The sequence below is a fragment of the Pseudomonas sp. CFBP 8771 genome, assembly GCF_014841695.1.
Lineage (GTDB): Bacteria > Pseudomonadota > Gammaproteobacteria > Pseudomonadales > Pseudomonadaceae > Aquipseudomonas > Aquipseudomonas baltica.
On record NZ_JACYUJ010000005.1, the window covers coordinates 1 to 19,750 of the forward strand.

Genomic DNA, 19,750 nt, shown 5'->3' on the forward strand with positions numbered 1-19,750 from the left:
TGTGAGAGTAGGTCATCGTCAAGATTCAATTCCGAAACCCCTATCTGCGCAAGCAGGTAGGGGTTTTGTCTTTTTAGCGTTTCAAATCAGTGTCCGCCATCGCTATCATTGCGCCCTACCGAGACGCCGAGTTCGCTATGTCACCATTGCTGGATCTACTTAAAGACGGTCATTTTCACTCGGGCGAAGCGCTGGGCGAGGCTCTGGGGGTCAGCCGCAGTGCTGTGTGGAAGCAGCTGCAGCAGCTGCAAGCCGAACTGGGCATCGATGTGCACAAAGTGCGCGGCAAAGGCTATCGCCTTGCCGATCCTGTTTCTGCGCTCTCCAGCGAGACACTTGCGGCAAGCGCTCCAGCGGGCTGGGAGCTGCGTGTCATGCATAGCGTCGACTCCACCAATGCCGAAGCATTGCGTGCCGTCGCTGACGGGAGCCAGATGCCGCTCTTGATCGTTGCAGAGCAGCAGACAGCGGGACGGGGCCGGCGGGGTAGGCCTTGGGTAAGTCCCTATGCGCAAAATCTCTACTACAGCCTGGCGCTGCGTATCGAAGGGGGTATGGCTCGCCTGGAAGGCTTGAGCCTTGTGGTGGGGCTTGCCGTGGTCCGAGCGCTGCATGCGCAAGGTGTAAGCGAGGCAAGGCTCAAGTGGCCTAACGACATTCTGGTGGGAGACAAGAAGCTCGCAGGAATACTGCTGGAGCTGGTTGGCGATCCCAGTGATGTATGTCATGTCGTCATCGGTATTGGTATCAATGTGAATATGAGGCAGAACACGGCGGTGGATCGGCCTTGGACTTCCGTACGCCTGCAGCGGATGAGCCTGGTCGATCGCAATGACTTGGTTGCTGAACTCAACGTGCAGCTTCAGAGTCACCTGGAGCGTCACGCACTGTCCGGGTTCGAGCAGTTGCGGGAGGAGTGGGAGGGGCTGCATGCTTGGCAGGGCAGGGCTGTCGTCCTCAGTGCCGGGTTGAAGGCCATTGAAGGCCGGGTGTTGGGAATAGATGGCCAAGGTGGCCTGCGGCTTTCTGTAGGTGGCATCGAACAGGTGTTCAGTGGCGGAGAACTCAGTCTGCGCCTTGTAGGAGACAGCGGGCCTTCCGCAGTTTCCGATCCGAGGGGGGAGTGACGATGCGTTGGCTTGTACTACTGCTGTTGGTCCTCAACGTGTTCTATGCCGGGTGGCACCACCAGGAGCTTCCCGTGCGGCCCAAAGAGTTGGCGCCCCTGTCTACCTACAAGGGTGAGAGGCACCACATCCAGCTGCTGAACGAAAAGACTGAAACCCAGCGCTGAGCATTCTCATGGGACGCGCTCGGCACGCTTGTCCCGCCAGTGCGGTGAGCGATCCTCCCCGAGTGAGTGGGTGTATGTTCGGCCCCAATGAATTCAATGACTTAAAACATAAAATAATCTGATCTGGGGTATTGCCAGGCCCTGATGGTTTGCATAGAATGGCGCCCGCTTCACAGCGATGGTGCGAAAGCCCAGCGCTGTGAAACAGCTGTCGATGTAGCTAACCTCAAGATTTTAATGAGAAAAAGCTTGACAGTGAGGTGGCATAGCGTAAAATGCCGCCACGTTAAGGAGGGGTTCCCGAGCGGCCAAAGGGATCAGACTGTAAATCTGACGTCTACGACTTCGAAGGTTCGAATCCTTCTCCCTCCACCATTTTTAGCGTGAGCTGCAAGCTCCGCGGGTATAGTTTAGTGGTAGAACCTCAGCCTTCCAAGCTGATGATGCGGGTTCGATTCCCGCTACCCGCTCCAAGTTTGCTGTTTGTGCATGGTTTCAAGCTCTTGTAGCTCAGTTGGTAGAGCACACCCTTGGTAAGGGTGAGGTCAGCGGTTCAAATCCGCTCAAGAGCTCCATTTTTGCAAGGCAGATATGAAAATATCTGCCTTTGTTTTAATGGTAGGTGTGTGTCGCTCCTGTGGGTGTTGCGCATCTCTGCTGTTGGCATCTTGGGTTGTGAGGTCTGTGCCAGGGGTGATTGATGTCTCCTTGCGCAACATGGCAGTCCAATCAGGTGTTGAAATAGCTTTCCCGGGTCGGCATAATGTTCGGCCTGATTTGTTTTAGGTCAGTAGCTCAATTGGCAGAGCGACGGTCTCCAAAACCGTAGGTTGGGGGTTCGATTCCCTCCTGACCTGCCAGATTCACTCGGTGTGTCTGGCTTTCTTTTCACAGGATCCTCCTAGATGACTCCCAAGGCTGAAGCCCCAGAATCTCGTTTCGATCTGCTGAAGTGGCTCGTTGTTATCGCTTTGGTTGTGGTTGGCGTGGTTGGTAATCAGTACTACTCTTCGTCGCCGATCCTGTACCGGGTGCTTGCGCTTCTCGCTATTGCCGCTGTGGCCGCCTATGTGGCGCTGCAGACTGCCAAAGGCAAGTCGTTCTTCATCCTGGCTAAGGAAGCGCGCACCGAAATACGTAAAGTCGTTTGGCCGACTCGCCAAGAGACCACACAGACCACGCTGATCGTAGTCGCGGTCGTTCTGGTCATGGCGTTGCTGTTGTGGGGGCTCGATTCCCTGCTCGGCTGGCTTGTTTCCTTGATTGTTGGCTAAGGGTGTCCCGTGGCTAAGCGTTGGTACGTTGTGCATGCTTACTCGGGTTACGAGAAGCATGTTATGCGCTCTTTGATCGAGCGTGTAAAGCTGGCTGGTATGGAAGACGGTTTTGGCGAAATTCTCGTCCCCACTGAAGAAGTGGTCGAGATGCGAAATGGCCAAAAGCGTAAAAGCGAACGCAAGTTCTTTCCAGGCTATGTGCTGGTTCAGATGGACATGAACGAAGGTACTTGGCACTTGGTCAAGGACACGCCTCGGGTCATGGGTTTCATCGGCGGCACGGCAGACAAGCCTGCTCCGATTACCGACAAGGAAGCTGAAGCTATCCTGCGTCGCGTCGCTGACGGTAGCGACAAGCCCAAGCCAAAGACGCTGTTCGAGCCGGGCGAAGTCGTTCGTGTGACCGATGGTCCTTTCGCGGATTTCAACGGCACCGTCGAAGAAGTCAATTACGAAAAGAGCCGGATCCAGGTCGCGGTGCTCATTTTCGGTCGCTCTACTCCGGTAGAGCTCGAGTTCAGTCAGGTCGAAAAGGTCTGATTGGAAACGGATCCCATACCCCGCAGGCGTAAGCTGCGGGGTTTTGTCGTCACTGGGATAAAACGCAAGCAACTGGGGAGCCGAAAGGCGCTCGTACCCAATAGTGGAGTAGCTCATGGCTAAGAAAATCACGGCTTACATCAAGCTGCAAGTAAAGGCCGGCCAGGCCAACCCTAGCCCGCCCGTCGGCCCGGCTCTGGGCCAGCATGGCGTGAACATCATGGAATTCTGCAAGGCCTTCAACGCCCGTACCCAGGGCCAAGAAGCCGGCTTGCCGACTCCTGTAATCATCACTGTCTACAGTGACCGCAGCTTCACCTTCGAGACCAAAAGCACCCCTGCTTCGGTACTGCTGAAGAAAGCAGCCGGCCTGACCAGCGGCTCGGCTCGTCCGAACACCGTTAAAGTCGGTACCGTGACTCGCGCTCAGCTCGAAGACATCGCAAAAGCCAAGAATGCGGACCTGACTGCCGCTGACATGGAAGCAGCCGTGCGTACCATCGCCGGTTCTGCTCGCTCCATGGGCCTCAACGTGGAGGGTGTGTAATGGCTAAGCTGACCAAGCGCCAAAAAGCTATTGCTTCCAAGATCGAAGCAGGCAAGTTGTACAACTTCGAAGACGCAGCTGCGCTGCTGACCGAACTGTCCACCGTCAAGTTCAGCGAGTCCGTTGACGTGGCCGTGAACCTGGGCGTTGACCCACGTAAATCCGACCAGGTCGTACGTAGCGCTACTGTGCTGCCGCACGGCACTGGCAAGACCGTACGGGTTGCCGTGTTCACCCAGGGTCCAGCTGCCGAAGCCGCTCTGGCTGCCGGCGCAGACCGCGTAGGCATGGACGACCTGGCTGCCGAAATGAAAGGCGGCGACCTGAACTATGACGTCGTCATCGCATCCCCGGATGCCATGCGCGTTGTTGGTCAATTGGGTCAGATCCTCGGTCCACGTGGCCTGATGCCTAACCCGAAAGTCGGTACCGTGACGCCAGACGTCGCCAACGCCGTCAAGAATGCCAAGGCTGGTCAGGTTCGCTACCGCACCGACAAGAACGGCATCATCCACACTTCCGTTGGCAAGGTCGGTTTCGACGCCGTCAAGCTGAAGGAAAACGTTGAAGCCCTGATCGCTGATCTGAAGCGCATCAAGCCGGCTTCCTCGAAAGGCATCTACGTCAAGCGCGTCACCCTGAGCACCACCATGGGCCCAGGTCTGGTCATCGACCAAGGCTCGCTGGACGCGTAAGACTTTGCTGGTGGCGCGGGTGACCGTGCCATTGGCTGAAAAATTGGGGTCCCTGCCTGGCGGGGGCTATCCAAGACCGTAGGCGGCGCAAGCCTTAAACCTCAAGCCTACGCAGATGGTGCTCCCGGTTCCTTACCGAATCAGACACCAAAACGACATCCGGCTTCGGCCAGATGAAACGGTAACAAGCAGGAGTTAAACCCGTGGCAATTAATCTCGAAGACAAGAAGGCCATCGTCGCTGAAGTCAACGAGGCTGCCAAAGCTGCTCTGTCCGCTGTCGTGGCTGATGCCCGTGGTGTGACAGTAGGCGCTATGACCGGACTCCGTAAAGAGGCTCGTGAAGCTGGCGTATACGTACGTGTCGTACGTAACACCCTGCTCAAGCGCGCTGTTGCCGACACTGAATACAGTGTCCTCAACGACGTGTTCACCGGCCCGACCCTGATCGCATTCTCTACCGAACACCCGGGTGCTGCTGCTCGCTTGTTCAAGGAATTCGCCAAGGGTCAGGACAAGTTCGAGATCAAGGCAGCTGCGTTCGAGGGCAAGTTCCTCGCAGCTAACCAAATCGACGTACTGGCAACACTGCCGACCCGTAACGAAGCCATTTCGCAGCTGATGAGCGTGATTCAAGGCGCTACCAGCAAGCTGGCTCGTACTCTGGCCGCAGTTCGCGAGCAAAAAGAAGCTGCTGCAGCCTGAGGCTGAGCATTTTCTCTCGCGCTTTTTTGTTTATTTCGATGGCCGTGTAGGCCGTCCCCCAATTCAGGAAATACAGCAATGTCTATCTCCCAAGACGATATCCTCAACGCCGTAGCTGAAATGTCGGTTCTGCAGGTTGTTGAGCTGATCAAAGCTTTCGAAGAAAAATTCGGCGTTTCCGCTGCCGCTGCTTCTGCTGGCCCAGCTGCTGCTGCAGTTGTTGCTGAAGAGCAAACCGAATTCAACGTCATGCTGCTGGAAGCTGGCGAGAAGAAAGTAAACGTGATCAAGGCAGTTCGTGAACTGACCGGTCTGGGCCTGAAAGAAGCCAAGGCTGTAGTTGACGGCGCTCCTGCCATGGTTCTGGAAGCTGTTGCCAAAGACGCAGCCGACAAAGCCAAAGCAACGCTGGAAGAAGCAGGCGCCAAAGTCGAGCTGAAGTAAGCATCGACCTTGCGTCTCCAGCCCGAGCGTCAAGCGAAAGGCTGATGGCTGGTGGCTCATGCCACCGGCCTTTTTCCGTTACTGGCAGTCGATCAGGTCGACGCCGGCAACGCGCTGTAACCACCCAAGGGTGGCGCAAACCACGGGGTTTGCACGATTTTCTGGCTGCTCCCGTCGGGAGAAGCCACAAGCAGGTGACCAAGCTGGGGAACGCTGATGGCTTACTCATATACTGAGAAAAAACGTATCCGCAAGGACTTTAGCAAGTTGCCGGACGTCATGGACGTACCGTACCTCTTGGCTATCCAGCTGGATTCGTATCGCGAATTCTTGCAGGCGGGCGCGACCAAGGACCAGTTCCGTGATGTCGGTCTGCATGCGGCCTTCAAATCCGTTTTCCCGATCATCAGCTACTCCGGCAACGCTGCTCTGGAGTACGTTGGTTATCGTCTGGGCGAACCGGCCTTTGACGTCAAAGAGTGCGTACTGCGTGGCGTGACCTACGCTGTGCCGCTGCGCGTGAAAGTGCGCCTGATCATTTTCGACAAAGAATCGTCGAACAAAGCGATCAAGGACATCAAGGAGCAGGAAGTCTACATGGGGGAAATCCCCCTGATGACCGAGAACGGTACCTTCGTAATCAACGGTACCGAGCGCGTCATCGTTTCCCAGCTGCACCGTTCGCCGGGTGTGTTCTTCGACCACGACCGTGGCAAGACGCACAGCTCGGGCAAGCTGCTCTATTCGGCCCGTATCATTCCTTACCGTGGCTCCTGGCTGGACTTCGAGTTCGATCCGAAAGACTGTGTATTCGTCCGGATCGACCGTCGTCGCAAGCTGCCTGCCTCGGTACTGCTGCGCGCTCTGGGCTACAGCACCGAGCAAGTCCTCGATGCGTTCTACACCACCAACGTATTCCACGTGCAGGGCGAAGTGCTCAGCCTGGAACTGGTGCCCCAGCGCCTGCGCGGTGAAATTGCCGTTCTCGATATCCTCGATGAGAAAGGCAAGGTGATTGTCGAGCAAGGCCGCCGCATCACGGCTCGACACATCAACCAGATCGAAAAAGCCAACATCAAGCAGTTGGAAGTGCCGCTGGACTACGTTCTGGGTCGCACCACGGCCAAGGCCATCGTGCACCCGGCGACTGGCGAGATCCTGTGCGAGTGCAACACCGAACTGACCACCGACCTGCTGCTCAAGATCGCCAAGGCGCAGGTCGTTCGCATCGAGACGTTGTATACCAACGATATCGACTGTGGTCCGTTCATCTCCGACACCTTGAAGATCGACTCCACCGGCAATCAGCTTGAAGCGCTGGTGGAAATCTACCGCATGATGCGTCCAGGCGAGCCTCCAACCAAGGATGCCGCCGAGACCCTGTTCAACAACCTGTTCTTCAGCCCCGAGCGCTACGACCTGTCTGCGGTCGGCCGGATGAAGTTCAACCGTCGTATCGGTCGTACCGAGATCGAAGGTTCGGGTGTTCTGAGCAAGGAAGACATCGTTGCCGTATTGAAGACCCTGGTCGACATCCGCAACGGCAAGGGCATCGTCGACGACATCGACCACCTGGGTAACCGTCGTGTTCGCTGCGTCGGCGAGATGGCCGAGAACCAGTTCCGTGTAGGCCTGGTACGCGTCGAGCGTGCGGTCAAGGAACGCCTGTCGATGGCCGAAAGCGAAGGCTTGATGCCGCAGGACCTGATCAACGCCAAGCCTGTTGCTGCCGCGGTGAAAGAGTTCTTCGGTTCCAGCCAGCTGTCGCAGTTCATGGACCAGAACAACCCGCTGTCCGAGATCACCCATAAGCGTCGTGTCTCCGCACTCGGCCCTGGTGGTTTGACTCGCGAGCGTGCCGGCTTCGAAGTGCGCGACGTTCACCCGACGCACTACGGTCGCGTGTGCCCGATCGAAACGCCGGAAGGTCCGAACATCGGCTTGATCAACTCCCTGGCGGCCTATGCGCGCACCAACCAGTACGGCTTCCTGGAAAGCCCGTACCGTGTGGTGAAGGACGCTCTGGTCACCGACGAGATCGTGTTCCTGTCCGCCATCGAAGAGGCCGATCACGTGATCGCTCAGGCTTCGGCCACGATGAACGACAAGAAGGTTCTGATCGACGAGCTGGTGGCCGTACGTCACTTGAACGAATTCACCGTCAAGGCGCCGGAAGACGTCACCTTGATGGACGTTTCGCCCAAGCAGGTCGTCTCGGTTGCCGCATCGCTGATTCCGTTTCTCGAGCACGATGACGCCAACCGTGCGTTGATGGGCTCGAACATGCAGCGTCAGGCTGTACCGACCCTGCGTGCCGACAAGCCGCTGGTAGGTACCGGCATGGAGCGCAACGTTGCCCGTGACTCCGGCGTCTGCGTCGTGGCTCGTCGCGGTGGCGTGATCGACTCCGTCGATGCCAGCCGTATCGTGGTCCGGGTTGCCGATGACGAAGTCGAGACTGGCGAAGCCGGTGTCGACATCTACAACCTGACCAAGTACACCCGCTCGAACCAGAACACCTGCATCAACCAGCGTCCGCTGGTGAACAAGGGGGACGTGGTTCAGCGCAGCGACATCATGGCCGACGGTCCGTCCACCGACATGGGTGAGCTGGCGCTGGGTCAGAACATGCGCATCGCGTTCATGGCGTGGAACGGCTTCAACTTCGAAGACTCCATCTGCCTGTCCGAGCGTGTGGTTCAGGAAGATCGCTTCACCACGATCCACATCCAGGAACTGACCTGTGTGGCCCGTGACACCAAGCTTGGCCCAGAGGAAATCACTGCCGACATCCCGAATGTGGGCGAAGCGGCGCTGAACAAGCTGGACGAAGCCGGTATCGTTTACGTAGGTGCCGAAGTCGGCGCCGGCGACATCCTGGTCGGCAAGGTCACTCCGAAAGGCGAGACCCAACTGACTCCGGAAGAAAAACTGCTGCGTGCGATCTTCGGCGAGAAGGCCAGCGACGTTAAGGACACCTCCCTGCGCGTGCCTACCGGCACCAAGGGTACCGTCATCGACGTACAGGTCTTCACCCGTGACGGCGTCGAGCGTGATGCTCGTGCACTGTCGATCGAGAAGAGCCAGCTGGACGAAATCCGCAAGGACCTGAACGAAGAGTTCCGCATCGTCGAAGGCGCGACCTTCGAACGTCTGCGCTCGGCCCTGATGGGGCAGATGGTCGAAGGCGGCGCTGGCCTGAAGAAAGGTACCGAGGTCACCCACGAGGTCCTCGACGGCCTGGAACACGGTCAGTGGTTCAAGCTGCGCATGGCCGAAGACGCGCTCAACGAGCAGCTCGAGAAGGCTCAGGCCTATATCGTCGATCGCCGCCGTCTGCTGGACGACAAGTTCGAAGACAAGAAGCGCAAGCTGCAGCAAGGCGATGACCTGGCTCCAGGCGTGCTGAAGATCGTCAAGGTCTACCTGGCCATCCGCCGTCGCATCCAGCCGGGTGACAAGATGGCCGGTCGTCACGGTAACAAAGGTGTGGTCTCGGTGATCATGCCTGTCGAGGACATGCCGCACGACGCCAACGGTACGCCGGTGGACGTGGTACTCAACCCTCTGGGTGTACCATCGCGCATGAACGTTGGTCAGATTCTCGAAACCCACCTGGGCCTCGCGGCCAAGGGCCTGGGCGAGAAGATCAACACCATGCTCGAAGAGCAGCGTAAGGTAGCTGATCTGCGCAAGTTCCTGACCGAGATCTACAACGAGATCGGTGGCCGTCAAGAGCAGCTGGAAACCTTCTCCGACCAGGAAATCCTGGACCTGGCGAAGAACCTCAAGGGCGGCGTTCCAATGGCCACCCCGGTGTTCGACGGTGCCAAGGAAAGCGAAATCAAGGCCATGCTGAAACTGGCCGACATGCCGGAAAGCGGCCAGATGCAGCTGTTCGATGGTCGTACCGGCAACAAGTTCGAGCGTCCGGTCACCGTTGGCTACATGTACATGCTGAAGCTGAACCACTTGGTGGACGACAAGATGCACGCGCGTTCCACTGGTTCCTACAGCTTGGTTACCCAGCAGCCGCTGGGTGGCAAGGCGCAGTTCGGTGGTCAGCGTTTCGGGGAGATGGAAGTGTGGGCGCTGGAAGCATACGGCGCGGCATACACCCTGCAAGAAATGCTCACAGTGAAGTCGGACGATGTGAACGGCCGTACCAAGATGTACAAGAACATCGTGGACGGCGATCACCGTATGGAGCCGGGAATGCCCGAGTCCTTCAACGTGCTGATCAAAGAGATTCGTTCTCTGGGTATCGACATCGATCTGGAAACCGAATAACACGTGACGCGAATCGGGAGTGGGCGGCTACCGTCCACTCCCTGCTCCGCCAGGAGGAAAGGCCTTGAAAGACCTACTGAATTTGCTGAAAAACCAGGGTCAAGTCGAAGAGTTCGATGCGATCCGTATCGGCCTCGCGTCGCCTGAAATGATCCGTTCGTGGTCCTTCGGTGAAGTTAAAAAGCCGGAAACCATCAACTACCGTACGTTCAAGCCCGAGCGTGACGGCTTGTTCTGCGCCAAGATCTTTGGCCCGGTCAAGGACTACGAGTGCCTGTGCGGCAAGTACAAGCGCTTGAAGCACCGTGGCGTGATCTGCGAGAAGTGCGGCGTCGAAGTTGCACTGGCCAAGGTTCGCCGCGAGCGCATGGCTCACATCGAACTGGCTTCGCCAGTCGCCCACATCTGGTTCCTGAAGTCGCTGCCGTCCCGTATCGGCCTGCTGATGGACATGACCCTGCGTGATATCGAGCGCGTTCTCTACTTCGAGAGCTATGTCGTTATCGACCCGGGCATGACCACCCTTGAAAAGGGTCAGCTGCTGAACGACGAGCAGTACTTCGAAGCACTCGAAGAGTTCGGCGACGATTTCGATGCCCGCATGGGTGCCGAAGCTGTTCGTGAGCTGCTGCACGCCATTGACCTGGAACACGAGATTGGCCGCCTGCGCGAAGAGATTCCGCAGACCAACTCGGAAACCAAGATCAAGAAGCTGTCCAAGCGCCTGAAGTTGATGGAGGCCTTCCAGGGCTCCGGCAACCTGCCTGAGTGGATGGTGTTGACCGTTCTGCCGGTTCTGCCGCCAGACCTGCGTCCACTGGTTCCGCTGGATGGCGGTCGCTTTGCGACTTCCGACCTCAACGATCTGTATCGTCGAGTGATCAACCGCAACAACCGTTTGAAGCGCCTGCTGGATCTGTCGGCTCCCGACATCATCGTGCGCAACGAAAAGCGCATGCTGCAGGAAGCTGTGGATGCACTGCTCGACAACGGTCGCCGCGGTCGTGCCATTACCGGTTCGAACAAGCGTCCCCTGAAGTCCCTGGCTGACATGATCAAGGGTAAGCAGGGTCGTTTCCGTCAGAACTTGCTCGGCAAGCGCGTCGACTACTCGGGTCGTTCGGTTATTACCGTGGGCCCGACCCTGCGCCTGCACCAGTGTGGTCTTCCGAAGAAGATGGCTCTGGAACTGTTCAAGCCGTTCATTTTCGGCAAGCTGGAAATGCGTGGTCTGGCGACCACCATCAAGGCCGCCAAGAAGATGGTCGAGCGCGAGCTGCCGGAAGTATGGGACGTTCTTGCCGAAGTGATTCGCGAACACCCCGTGCTGCTCAACCGTGCACCGACCCTTCACCGTCTGGGTATCCAGGCGTTTGAACCGGTACTGATCGAAGGCAAGGCTATCCAGCTGCACCCTCTGGTCTGTGCTGCGTACAACGCCGACTTCGACGGCGACCAGATGGCGGTCCACGTACCGTTGACCCTGGAAGCCCAGCTCGAAGCCCGTGCGCTGATGATGTCGACCAACAACATCCTGTCGCCAGCCAACGGTGAGCCAATCATCGTTCCGTCGCAGGACGTTGTATTGGGTCTGTACTACATGACGCGTGAAGCGATCAACGCCAAAGGCGAAGGTCGTGTGTTCGCGGATCTGCAGGAAGTTGACCGTGTGTTCCGTGCCGGCGAAGCCGCACTGCACGCCAAGGTCAAAGTGCGTATCCACGAAACCGTCAACGACCGTGACGGCGGCAGCGTGAGCAACGTTCGTATTGTCGACACCACTGTCGGCCGTGCCTTGTTGTACCAGGTTGTGCCAAAAGGTCTGTCGTACGATGTCGTCAACCTGCCGATGAAGAAGAAGGCGATCTCCAAGCTGATCAACCAGTGCTACCGCGTGGTTGGTTTGAAAGAGACCGTGATTTTCGCTGATCAGTTGATGTACACCGGTTTTGCCTACTCGACCATTTCCGGCGTTTCCATCGGTGTTAACGACTTCGTTATCCCGGATGAGAAAGCTCGCATCATCGGTACCGCGACCGACGAAGTGAAAGAGATCGAGAGCCAGTATGCTTCCGGCCTGGTAACCCAGGGCGAGAAGTACAACAAGGTGATCGACCTTTGGTCCAAGGCCAACGACGAAGTGTCCAAGGCAATGATGTCGAACCTCTCGAAAGAGAAGGTCATCGATCGTCATGGCAACGAAGTGGACCAGGAATCGTTCAACTCGATGTACATGATGGCTGACTCCGGTGCACGGGGTTCGGCTGCTCAGATTCGCCAGCTGGCCGGTATGCGTGGCCTGATGGCCAAGCCGGACGGCTCGATCATCGAGACGCCGATCACCGCGAACTTCCGTGAAGGCTTGAGCGTACTTCAGTACTTCATCTCGACTCACGGTGCTCGTAAGGGTCTGGCGGATACCGCGTTGAAGACAGCTAACTCCGGTTATCTGACTCGCCGTCTGGTTGACGTTGCACAGGATCTGGTCGTTACCGAAGTCGACTGCGGTACCGAGCACGGTCTGCTGATGACGCCGCACATTGAAGGCGGTGACGTCGTCGAGCCGTTGGGCGAGCGCGTTCTGGGTCGAGTGATCGCCCGCGACGTGTTCAAGCCTGGCACCGACGAGGTGATCGTTCCAGGCGGTACGCTGGTGGACGAAAAGTGGGTTGAATTCATCGAGCTCAACAGCATCGACGAAGTCATCGTGCGTTCGCCGATCAGCTGCGAAACCCGTTACGGTATCTGCGCCAAGTGCTACGGCCGTGATCTGGCTCGCGGTCACCAGGTGAACATCGGTGAAGCGGTCGGCGTTATCGCCGCCCAGTCCATCGGTGAGCCGGGCACCCAGCTGACCATGCGTACGTTCCACATCGGTGGTGCGGCAAGCCGGACCTCGGCTGCCGACAGCGTCCAGGTGAAGAACGGCGGTACTGTCCGCCTGCATAACCTGAAGCACGTCGAGCGTCTGGACGGCAACCTGGTTGCAGTATCGCGTTCGGGTGAGTTGGCGATTGCCGACGAGTTCGGTCGTGAGCGCGAACGTTACAAGCTGCCATACGGTGCAGTGATTTCGGTGAAGGAAGGCGACAAGGTCGACGCTGGCGCTATCGTGGCCAAGTGGGACCCGCACACTCACCCAATCGTCACCGAGATGAAAGGTACCGTGACCTACGTGGGCATGGAAGAAGGCATCACGATCAAGCGTCAGACAGACGAATTGACCGGCCTGACCAACATCGAAGTGCTCGACGCCAAGGACCGTCCAGCTGCGGGCAAGGAAATTCGTCCGGCAGTGAAGATGGTTGGCGTCGATGGCAAGGATCTGCTGTTGCCAGGTACCGACGTACCGGCCCAGTACTTCCTGCCAGCCAACGCCCTGGTCGGCGTGGCGGATGGTGCGCAAGTGGGTGTGGGTGACGTTATCGCCCGTATTCCACAGGAAACTTCGAAGACTCGCGACATCACCGGTGGTCTGCCGCGTGTTGCCGACTTGTTCGAAGCGCGTCGTCCGAAGGAAGCTTCGATCCTGGCGGAAGTCAGCGGTACCATCGCTTTCGGCAAGGAAACCAAAGGCAAACGCCGCTTGGTTATCACGCCGAACGACGGCACCGATCCGTATGAAGAGCTGATTCCGAAGTGGCGTCACCTGAACGTCTTCGAAGGCGAACAAGTGAACCGCGGCGAAGTTATCTCGGACGGTCCGAGTGACCCGCATGACATCCTGCGCTTGCTGGGTGTGAGTGCGCTGGCCAAGTACATCGTCAACGAGATTCAGGACGTGTACCGTCTGCAGGGCGTGAAGATCAACGACAAGCACATCGAGACGATTCTGCGTCAGATGCTGCGCAAGGTCGAAATCTCCGAGTCCGGCGACAGCAGCTTCATCAAGGGCGACCAGATGGAACTGACCCACGTACTGGGTGAGAACGAGCGTCTGAGTGCGGACGAGAAATTCGTTTCGAAATTCACTCGCGTGCTGCTGGGTATTACCAAGGCGTCGTTGTCCACCGAATCGTTCATCTCGGCGGCTTCCTTCCAGGAAACCACTCGAGTACTGACCGAAGCGGCAGTCACCGGCAAGCGCGATTACCTGCGCGGCCTGAAAGAGAACGTGGTCGTGGGTCGTCTGATCCCGGCTGGTACCGGTCTGGCGTATCACAGCGAGCGCAAGCGTCGCCGTGAACTCGACAAACCGACTCGCGTCAGCGCCAGTGAAGTGGAAGCTGCGTTGACCGAAGCGCTGAACTCAAGCGGTAATTGAGACCAGCGGTAGTGATGACGGGGCCCTGGTAGCCCTTGCCAACTCCGCAACGACACAAAATGTCGCAGCGGAGTTGGCAGGGGAGGCCGGGGCCTTGTCTTGACTGGGGACGAGATCCTCTTTAGACTCTTGTACCCCTAAATTTGGCGGGATTGATTCCTGCCATTTTTGCTTTTCTTGCAAGACAATAGCGTCGCAAGACAACAGTGGAGCTAGTAGATGGCAACTATCAACCAGCTGGTACGTCAGCCGCGCAAGCGTATCGTCGAGAAATCCGACGTACCTGCGCTGCAGAACTGCCCGCAACGTCGTGGTGTGTGCACCCGTGTGTACACCACCACGCCGAAAAAACCTAACTCGGCACTGCGTAAAGTATGCCGTGTGCGCCTGACCAACGGTTTCGAGGTTTCCTCGTACATCGGCGGTGAAGGCCACAACCTGCAAGAGCACAGCGTGGTACTGATCCGCGGCGGTCGTGTAAAAGACTTGCCAGGTGTTCGTTACCACACCGTTCGCGGCTCCCTGGATACCTCCGGCGTCAAAGGTCGTAACCAAGGTCGTTCGAAGTACGGTACCAAGCGTCCGAAGTAATCGGCGTTTGCACACTGCAGTTATCTATTTTTCTGAGTCGATAAGAGTAAGGTCGGGCCTGTCCCGAGCTAACCTGAAGACCGTTTGAGGGCTTATCCATGCCAAGAAGACGCGTAGCAGCCAAGCGCGAAGTGCTTGACGATCCAAAATACGGCAGCCAGATCCTGGCCAAGTTCATGAACCACGTGATGGAAAGCGGCAAGAAAGCCGTTGCCGAGCGTATCGTTTATGGCGCGCTGGACAAGGTTAAAGAACGCAAGAACAGCGACCCCCTGGAAATCTTCGAGAAAGCTCTCGACGCCATCGCTCCGCTGGTCGAAGTGAAGTCGCGCCGTGTAGGCGGTGCTACTTACCAGGTTCCGGTCGAAGTTCGTCCGTCCCGTCGTAACGCCCTGGCAATGCGCTGGCTGGTAGACTTCGCGCGCAAGCGCGGTGAAAAGTCGATGGCTCTGCGCTTGGCCGGCGAACTGCTGGACGCTGCCGAAGGCAAAGGTGCTGCAGTTAAGAAGCGTGAAGACGTTCACCGTATGGCTGAAGCCAACAAAGCGTTCTCGCACTACCGCTTCTAAATTCAGCGTCACTAATTTTGCGAGGGCTTTATGGCTCGTACTACACCGATTAACCGCTACCGTAACATTGGTATCGTTGCTCACGTGGACGCTGGTAAAACCACGACCACCGAGCGCGTCCTTTTTTACACCGGCAAAAGCCACAAAATGGGCGAGGTGCATGACGGCGCCGCGACCACAGACTGGATGGTTCAGGAGCAGGAGCGTGGTATTACCATCACTTCTGCTGCTATCACCGCCTTCTGGAAGGGCTCCGAGAAGCAGTACAAGGACGAGCATCGCTTCAACGTCATCGATACCCCGGGCCACGTAGACTTCACCATTGAAGTTGAGCGTTCCCTGCGCGTACTCGACGGCGCTGTCGTTGTGTTCTGTGGTACCTCGGGTGTAGAGCCTCAGTCGGAAACCGTATGGCGTCAAGCCAACAAGTACGGCGTTCCTCGTCTTGTTTACGTAAACAAGATGGACCGTGCTGGCGCGAACTTCCTGCGCGTGATCGGTCAGATCAAGCAGCGTTTGGGCCACACTCCGGTGCCTATCCAGCTGGCTATCGGTTCCGAAGACAATTTCCAGGGCCAGATCGATCTGTTGGCCATGGAAGCTGTGTACTGGAACGATGCTGACAAAGGCATGGTTCCTGTTCGCAAGCCTATCCCTGCCGAGCTGCAGGAACTGGCTGACGAATGGCGCAACAACATGGTCGAAGCTGCGGCTGAAGCCAACGAAGAGCTGATGAACAAGTACCTCGAAGGTGAAGAACTCACCAACGACGAAATCAAGGCTGCTCTGCGTCAGCGTACCATCGCTGGCGAGATCGTCTTGGCTGTTTGCGGTTCCTCGTTCAAGAACAAGGGCGTTCCCCTGGTTCTCGATGCTGTGATCGACTACCTGCCGGCTCCGGTCGATATTCCTGCCATCAAGGGTACTGACCCGGATGACGAGACCATCGAGCTGGAGCGTCATGCAGACGACGCAGAACCGTTTTCCGCTCTGGCATTCAAAATTGCCACTGACCCATTCGTGGGTACCCTGACCTTCGTCCGTGTTTACTCGGGCGTGTTGAACTCCGGCGACGGCGTGATCAACTCGGTCAAGGGCAAGAAAGAGCGCGTGGGTCGTATGGTGCAGATGCACGCCAACGCCCGCGAAGAGATCAAGGAAGTACGCGCTGGCGACATCGCGGCCTTGATCGGCATGAAGGACGTCACCACTGGTGAAACCTTGTGCAACGGTGACAAGCCGATCATCCTCGTTCGCATGGACTTCCCGGAGCCGGTTATTTCGGTTGCCGTAGAGCCCAAGACCAAGGATGACCAGGAAAAAATGGGTATCGCTCTGGGCAAGCTTGCTCAGGAAGATCCATCTTTCCGCGTTAAAACCGATGAAGAGACTGGTCAGACGATCATCTCCGGCATGGGCGAGCTGCACCTGGACATCCTGGTTGACCGGATGCGCCGTGAGTTCAACGTCGAAGCCAACATCGGTAAGCCTCAGGTTTCCTATCGTGAGCGCATCACGAAGAACTGTGAAATCGAAGGCAAGTTCGTTCGTCAGTCCGGCGGTCGTGGTCAGTTTGGTCACTGCTGGATCCGTTTTGCCCCTGCTGACGAAGGTCAGGAAGGTCTGCAATTCGTGAACGAAGTCGTCGGTGGTGTGGTTCCCAAGGAATACATCCCGGCGATTCAGAAGGGTATCGAAGAGCAGATGAAGAACGGTGTTGTTGCCGGCTATCCGCTGATCGGCCTGAAAGCGACCGTTTTCGACGGTTCCTACCACGACGTCGACTCCAACGAGATGGCGTTCAAGGTCGCTGCCTCCATGGCAACCAAGCAACTGGCCCAGAAGGGCGGTGGTGAGTTGCTTGAGCCGATCATGGCGGTAGAAGTTGTTACACCTGAAGACTACATGGGTGATGTCATGGGCGACCTTAACCGTCGTCGCGGCATGATCTTGGGTATGGAAGATACGGTTTCCGGCAAAGTGATTCGCGCCGAGGTTCCGTTGGGTGAGATGTTCGGTTATGCGACCGACGTTCGCTCCATGTCCCAGGGTCGCGCAAGCTACTCTATGGAATTCAAAAAATACAACACAGCTCCGGCGCACATCGCTGAAACTGTATCCAAAAAACAAGGCTGATTCAGTCCTTTAGGCAAGGAGTTAATTGTCGTGGCTAAAGAAAAATTTGATCGTTCCCTACCGCACGTCAACGTTGGCACCATTGGTCACGTTGACCACGGTAAAACCACTCTGACTGCTGCTCTGACTCGCGTTTGCTCCGAAGTTTTCGGTTCCGCAATCGTCGACTTCGACAAGATCGACAGCGCTCCAGAAGAAAAAGCTCGTGGTATCACCATCAACACCGCGCACGTTGAATACAACTCGCTGATCCGTCACTACGCTCACGTTGACTGCCCAGGTCACGCTGACTATGTGAAGAACATGATCACCGGTGCTGCCCAGATGGACGGCGCGATTCTGGTTTGCTCGGCCGCTGATGGTCCGATGCCACAAACCCGTGAGCACATCCTGCTGTCCCGCCAGGTTGGCGTTCCGTACATCGTGGTTTACCTGAACAAGGCCGACCTGGTAGACGACGCCGAGCTGCTGGAACTGGTAGAGATGGAAGTTCGTGACCTGCTGTCGACCTACGACTTCCCAGGCGACGACACTCCGATCATCATCGGTTCGGCTCGTATGGCGCTGGAAGGCAAAGACGACAACGAAATGGGCACCAGCTCCGTTCGTAAACTGGTTGAGACTCTGGACAGCTACATCCCAGATCCAGTCCGTGTCATCGACAAGCCATTCCTGATGCCAATCGAAGACGTGTTCTCGATCTCCGGTCGCGGTACCGTTGTTACCGGTCGTATCGAGCGCGGCATCGTCAAGGTTCAGGATTCGCTGGAAATCGTAGGTCTGCGTGACACCACCGTCACCACCTGCACAGGCGTTGAAATGTTCCGCAAGCTGCTGGACGAAGGTCGTGCTGGCGAGAACTGCGGCGTGCTGCTGCGCGGCACCAAGCGTGACGACGTCGAGCGTGGCCAGGTTCTGGTCAAGCCGGGTTCGGTCAAGCCGCACACCAAGTTCGAAGCTGAAGTCTACGTGCTGAGCAAGGAAGAAGGCGGTCGTCACACTCCGTTCTTCAAAGGCTACCGTCCACAGTTCTACTTCCGGACCACTGACGTGACCGGTAACTGCGAACTGCCGGAAGGCGTTGAAATGGTAATGCCAGGCGACAACATCAAAATGGTTGTCACCCTGATCAAGACCATCGCAATGGAAGACGGTCTGCGTTTCGCTATCCGTGAAGGCGGTCGTACCGTCGGCGCTGGCGTCGTAGCCAAAATCATCGAGTAATCGTTGATCGTTTGAAAAGGCCCCCGCTTAGCGGGGGCTTTTTTATTGGGTTGACACTCGATGGGCGCGTCTATAGAATTGCGCCTCCTTTTAACGGGTGCATTGCGCCCGGTGGGAACAGCAGCCGGAGTCTGAAATCCAATGCAAAATCAGCAAATCCGTATCAGGTTGAAGGCTTTTGACCATCGCCTGATCGACCAATCCACCCAGGAAATCGTGGAAACCGCGAAACGTACTGGTGCTCAGGTGCGTGGTCCAATTCCACTTCCTACCCGTAAAGAGCGGTTCACCGTTCTGGTTTCCCCGCACGTCAACAAAGACGCGCGCGACCAGTACGAGATCCGCACTCATAAGCGTGTTCTGGACATCGTCCAGCCAACGGACAAAACCGTTGACGCGCTGATGAAGCTTGATCTTGCGGCAGGTGTGGAAGTGCAGATCAGCCTCGGCTAAGACTTGGGTCTTAGTCGTGTAACGCTCTGAAATGGGCGGCCATAGCGGGTGAAAGCCCCGTACACTCATGAGGTTTACAACATGACTATTGGTGTAGTCGGTCGTAAATGCGGTATGACCCGTATTTTCACCGAAGAAGGTGTCTCCATTCCGGTCACGGTCATTGAGATCGAGCCGAATCGCGTCACCCAGTTTAAAACTGAAGAAACTGATGGCTATCGTGCAGTGCAAGTCACTGTCGGCGAGCGTCGTGCTTCGCGTGTGACTGCTGCTCAAGCAGGTCACTTCGCCAAGGCGAACGTTGCTGCCGGTCGTGGCGTCTGGGAATTCCGCCTTGCAGAAGGCGACTACCAGGCTGGCGACTTGATCAATGCTGAACTCTTCGCAGCGGGCCAACTGGTAGATGTTACCGGTCAGTCCAAAGGTAAAGGCTTTGCCGGTACCATCAAGCGTTGGAACTTCCGCGGTCAAGACAACACGCACGGTAACTCCGTTTCCCACCGCGTCCCTGGCTCCATCGGCCAGTGCCAGACTCCTGGCCGTGTATTCAAGGGCAAAAAAATGTCCGGTCATATGGGCGCTGAGCGCGTGACCGTGCAGTCCCTGGAAGTTGTGCGCGTCGACGCTGAACGCAATCTGCTGCTCGTCAAGGGTGCTGTTCCTGGCGCAACCGGCGGCAACCTGGTTGTGCGTCCGGCAGCCAAGGCTCGCGGTTAAGGGGA

General features: G+C 57.2%; 16 protein-coding genes and 4 tRNA genes. All 20 read left to right on the forward strand.

Annotated elements, in window-relative coordinates:
- Window positions 1-137 precede the first annotated feature (137 nt).
- The 20 genes from birA to rplC all read left to right on the forward strand — a co-directional run bounded on the left by birA (window position 138) and on the right by rplC (window position 19,745).
- Window positions 138-1,127, forward strand: a complete 990-nt coding sequence (gene birA / locus IFT80_RS12175) for a bifunctional biotin--[acetyl-CoA-carboxylase] ligase/biotin operon repressor BirA (protein ID WP_192137642.1) — start codon at window positions 138-140, stop codon at window positions 1,125-1,127.
- A gap of 2 nt (window positions 1,128-1,129) precedes the next feature.
- Window positions 1,130-1,294: a hypothetical protein gene (locus tag IFT80_RS12180; RefSeq protein ID WP_163007395.1), complete on the forward strand. Its 165-nt coding sequence runs from the start codon at window positions 1,130-1,132 to the stop codon at window positions 1,292-1,294.
- A gap of 290 nt (window positions 1,295-1,584) precedes the next feature.
- A tRNA-Tyr gene (locus IFT80_RS12185) sits at window positions 1,585-1,669 on the forward strand.
- A 24-nt stretch (window positions 1,670-1,693) separates the two neighbouring features.
- A tRNA-Gly gene (locus tag IFT80_RS12190) sits at window positions 1,694-1,767 on the forward strand.
- Window positions 1,768-1,793: 26 nt separating this feature from the next.
- Window positions 1,794-1,869 (forward strand) — tRNA-Thr (locus IFT80_RS12195).
- Window positions 1,870-2,078: 209 nt separating this feature from the next.
- Window positions 2,079-2,154: transfer RNA gene (locus IFT80_RS12200), tRNA-Trp, on the forward strand.
- A 45-nt stretch (window positions 2,155-2,199) separates the two neighbouring features.
- Complete coding sequence (secE, locus tag IFT80_RS12205; protein WP_192058315.1) at window positions 2,200-2,568, forward strand: preprotein translocase subunit SecE; 369 nt, start codon at window positions 2,200-2,202, stop codon at window positions 2,566-2,568.
- Between the two features lie 9 nt (window positions 2,569-2,577).
- On the forward strand, window positions 2,578-3,111 hold the full coding sequence (nusG, locus tag IFT80_RS12210; RefSeq protein WP_010443972.1) for a transcription termination/antitermination protein NusG: 534 nt from the start codon (window positions 2,578-2,580) through the stop codon (window positions 3,109-3,111).
- Window positions 3,112-3,226: 115 nt separating this feature from the next.
- Window positions 3,227-3,658: a 50S ribosomal protein L11 gene (gene rplK / locus IFT80_RS12215; protein WP_043192510.1), complete on the forward strand. Its 432-nt coding sequence runs from the start codon at window positions 3,227-3,229 to the stop codon at window positions 3,656-3,658.
- Entirely contained in the window at window positions 3,658-4,353 is a 696-nt protein-coding gene (gene rplA / locus IFT80_RS12220) for a 50S ribosomal protein L1 (protein ID WP_043192511.1), read from the forward strand. The genes rplK and rplA overlap by 1 nt, the downstream gene beginning before the upstream one ends.
- 203 nt (window positions 4,354-4,556) lie before the next feature.
- The gene (gene rplJ / locus IFT80_RS12225; RefSeq protein WP_122475664.1) at window positions 4,557-5,057 is read left to right on the forward strand and encodes a 50S ribosomal protein L10; all 501 of its coding nucleotides are present in this window, start codon (window positions 4,557-4,559) and stop codon (window positions 5,055-5,057) included.
- A gap of 78 nt (window positions 5,058-5,135) precedes the next feature.
- The gene (gene rplL / locus IFT80_RS12230) at window positions 5,136-5,501 is read left to right on the forward strand and encodes a 50S ribosomal protein L7/L12 (RefSeq protein WP_122475662.1); all 366 of its coding nucleotides are present in this window, start codon (window positions 5,136-5,138) and stop codon (window positions 5,499-5,501) included.
- A gap of 216 nt (window positions 5,502-5,717) precedes the next feature.
- A complete protein-coding gene (gene rpoB / locus IFT80_RS12235) occupies window positions 5,718-9,791 on the forward strand; it encodes a DNA-directed RNA polymerase subunit beta (protein WP_185795442.1) in 4,074 nt (1,357 codons plus the stop codon).
- A gap of 64 nt (window positions 9,792-9,855) precedes the next feature.
- Complete coding sequence (gene rpoC / locus IFT80_RS12240; protein ID WP_122475658.1) at window positions 9,856-14,055, forward strand: DNA-directed RNA polymerase subunit beta'; 4,200 nt, start codon at window positions 9,856-9,858, stop codon at window positions 14,053-14,055.
- 219 nt (window positions 14,056-14,274) lie between these two features.
- Window positions 14,275-14,646: a 30S ribosomal protein S12 gene (gene rpsL, locus IFT80_RS12245; protein ID WP_003186084.1), complete on the forward strand. Its 372-nt coding sequence runs from the start codon at window positions 14,275-14,277 to the stop codon at window positions 14,644-14,646.
- A gap of 98 nt (window positions 14,647-14,744) precedes the next feature.
- The gene (rpsG, locus tag IFT80_RS12250; protein WP_010490886.1) at window positions 14,745-15,215 is read left to right on the forward strand and encodes a 30S ribosomal protein S7; all 471 of its coding nucleotides are present in this window, start codon (window positions 14,745-14,747) and stop codon (window positions 15,213-15,215) included.
- Between the two features lie 30 nt (window positions 15,216-15,245).
- The gene (gene fusA, locus IFT80_RS12255; protein WP_122475656.1) at window positions 15,246-17,351 is read left to right on the forward strand and encodes an elongation factor G; all 2,106 of its coding nucleotides are present in this window, start codon (window positions 15,246-15,248) and stop codon (window positions 17,349-17,351) included.
- Between the two features lie 30 nt (window positions 17,352-17,381).
- Window positions 17,382-18,575, forward strand: coding sequence for an elongation factor Tu (tuf, locus tag IFT80_RS12260; RefSeq protein ID WP_122475655.1), 1,194 nt, complete (start codon window positions 17,382-17,384; stop codon window positions 18,573-18,575).
- A 141-nt stretch (window positions 18,576-18,716) separates the two neighbouring features.
- The gene (rpsJ, locus tag IFT80_RS12265) at window positions 18,717-19,028 is read left to right on the forward strand and encodes a 30S ribosomal protein S10 (protein ID WP_003186070.1); all 312 of its coding nucleotides are present in this window, start codon (window positions 18,717-18,719) and stop codon (window positions 19,026-19,028) included.
- 81 nt (window positions 19,029-19,109) lie between these two features.
- On the forward strand, window positions 19,110-19,745 hold the full coding sequence (rplC, locus tag IFT80_RS12270; protein ID WP_192137643.1) for a 50S ribosomal protein L3: 636 nt from the start codon (window positions 19,110-19,112) through the stop codon (window positions 19,743-19,745).
- Window positions 19,746-19,750: the final 5 nt, after the last annotated feature.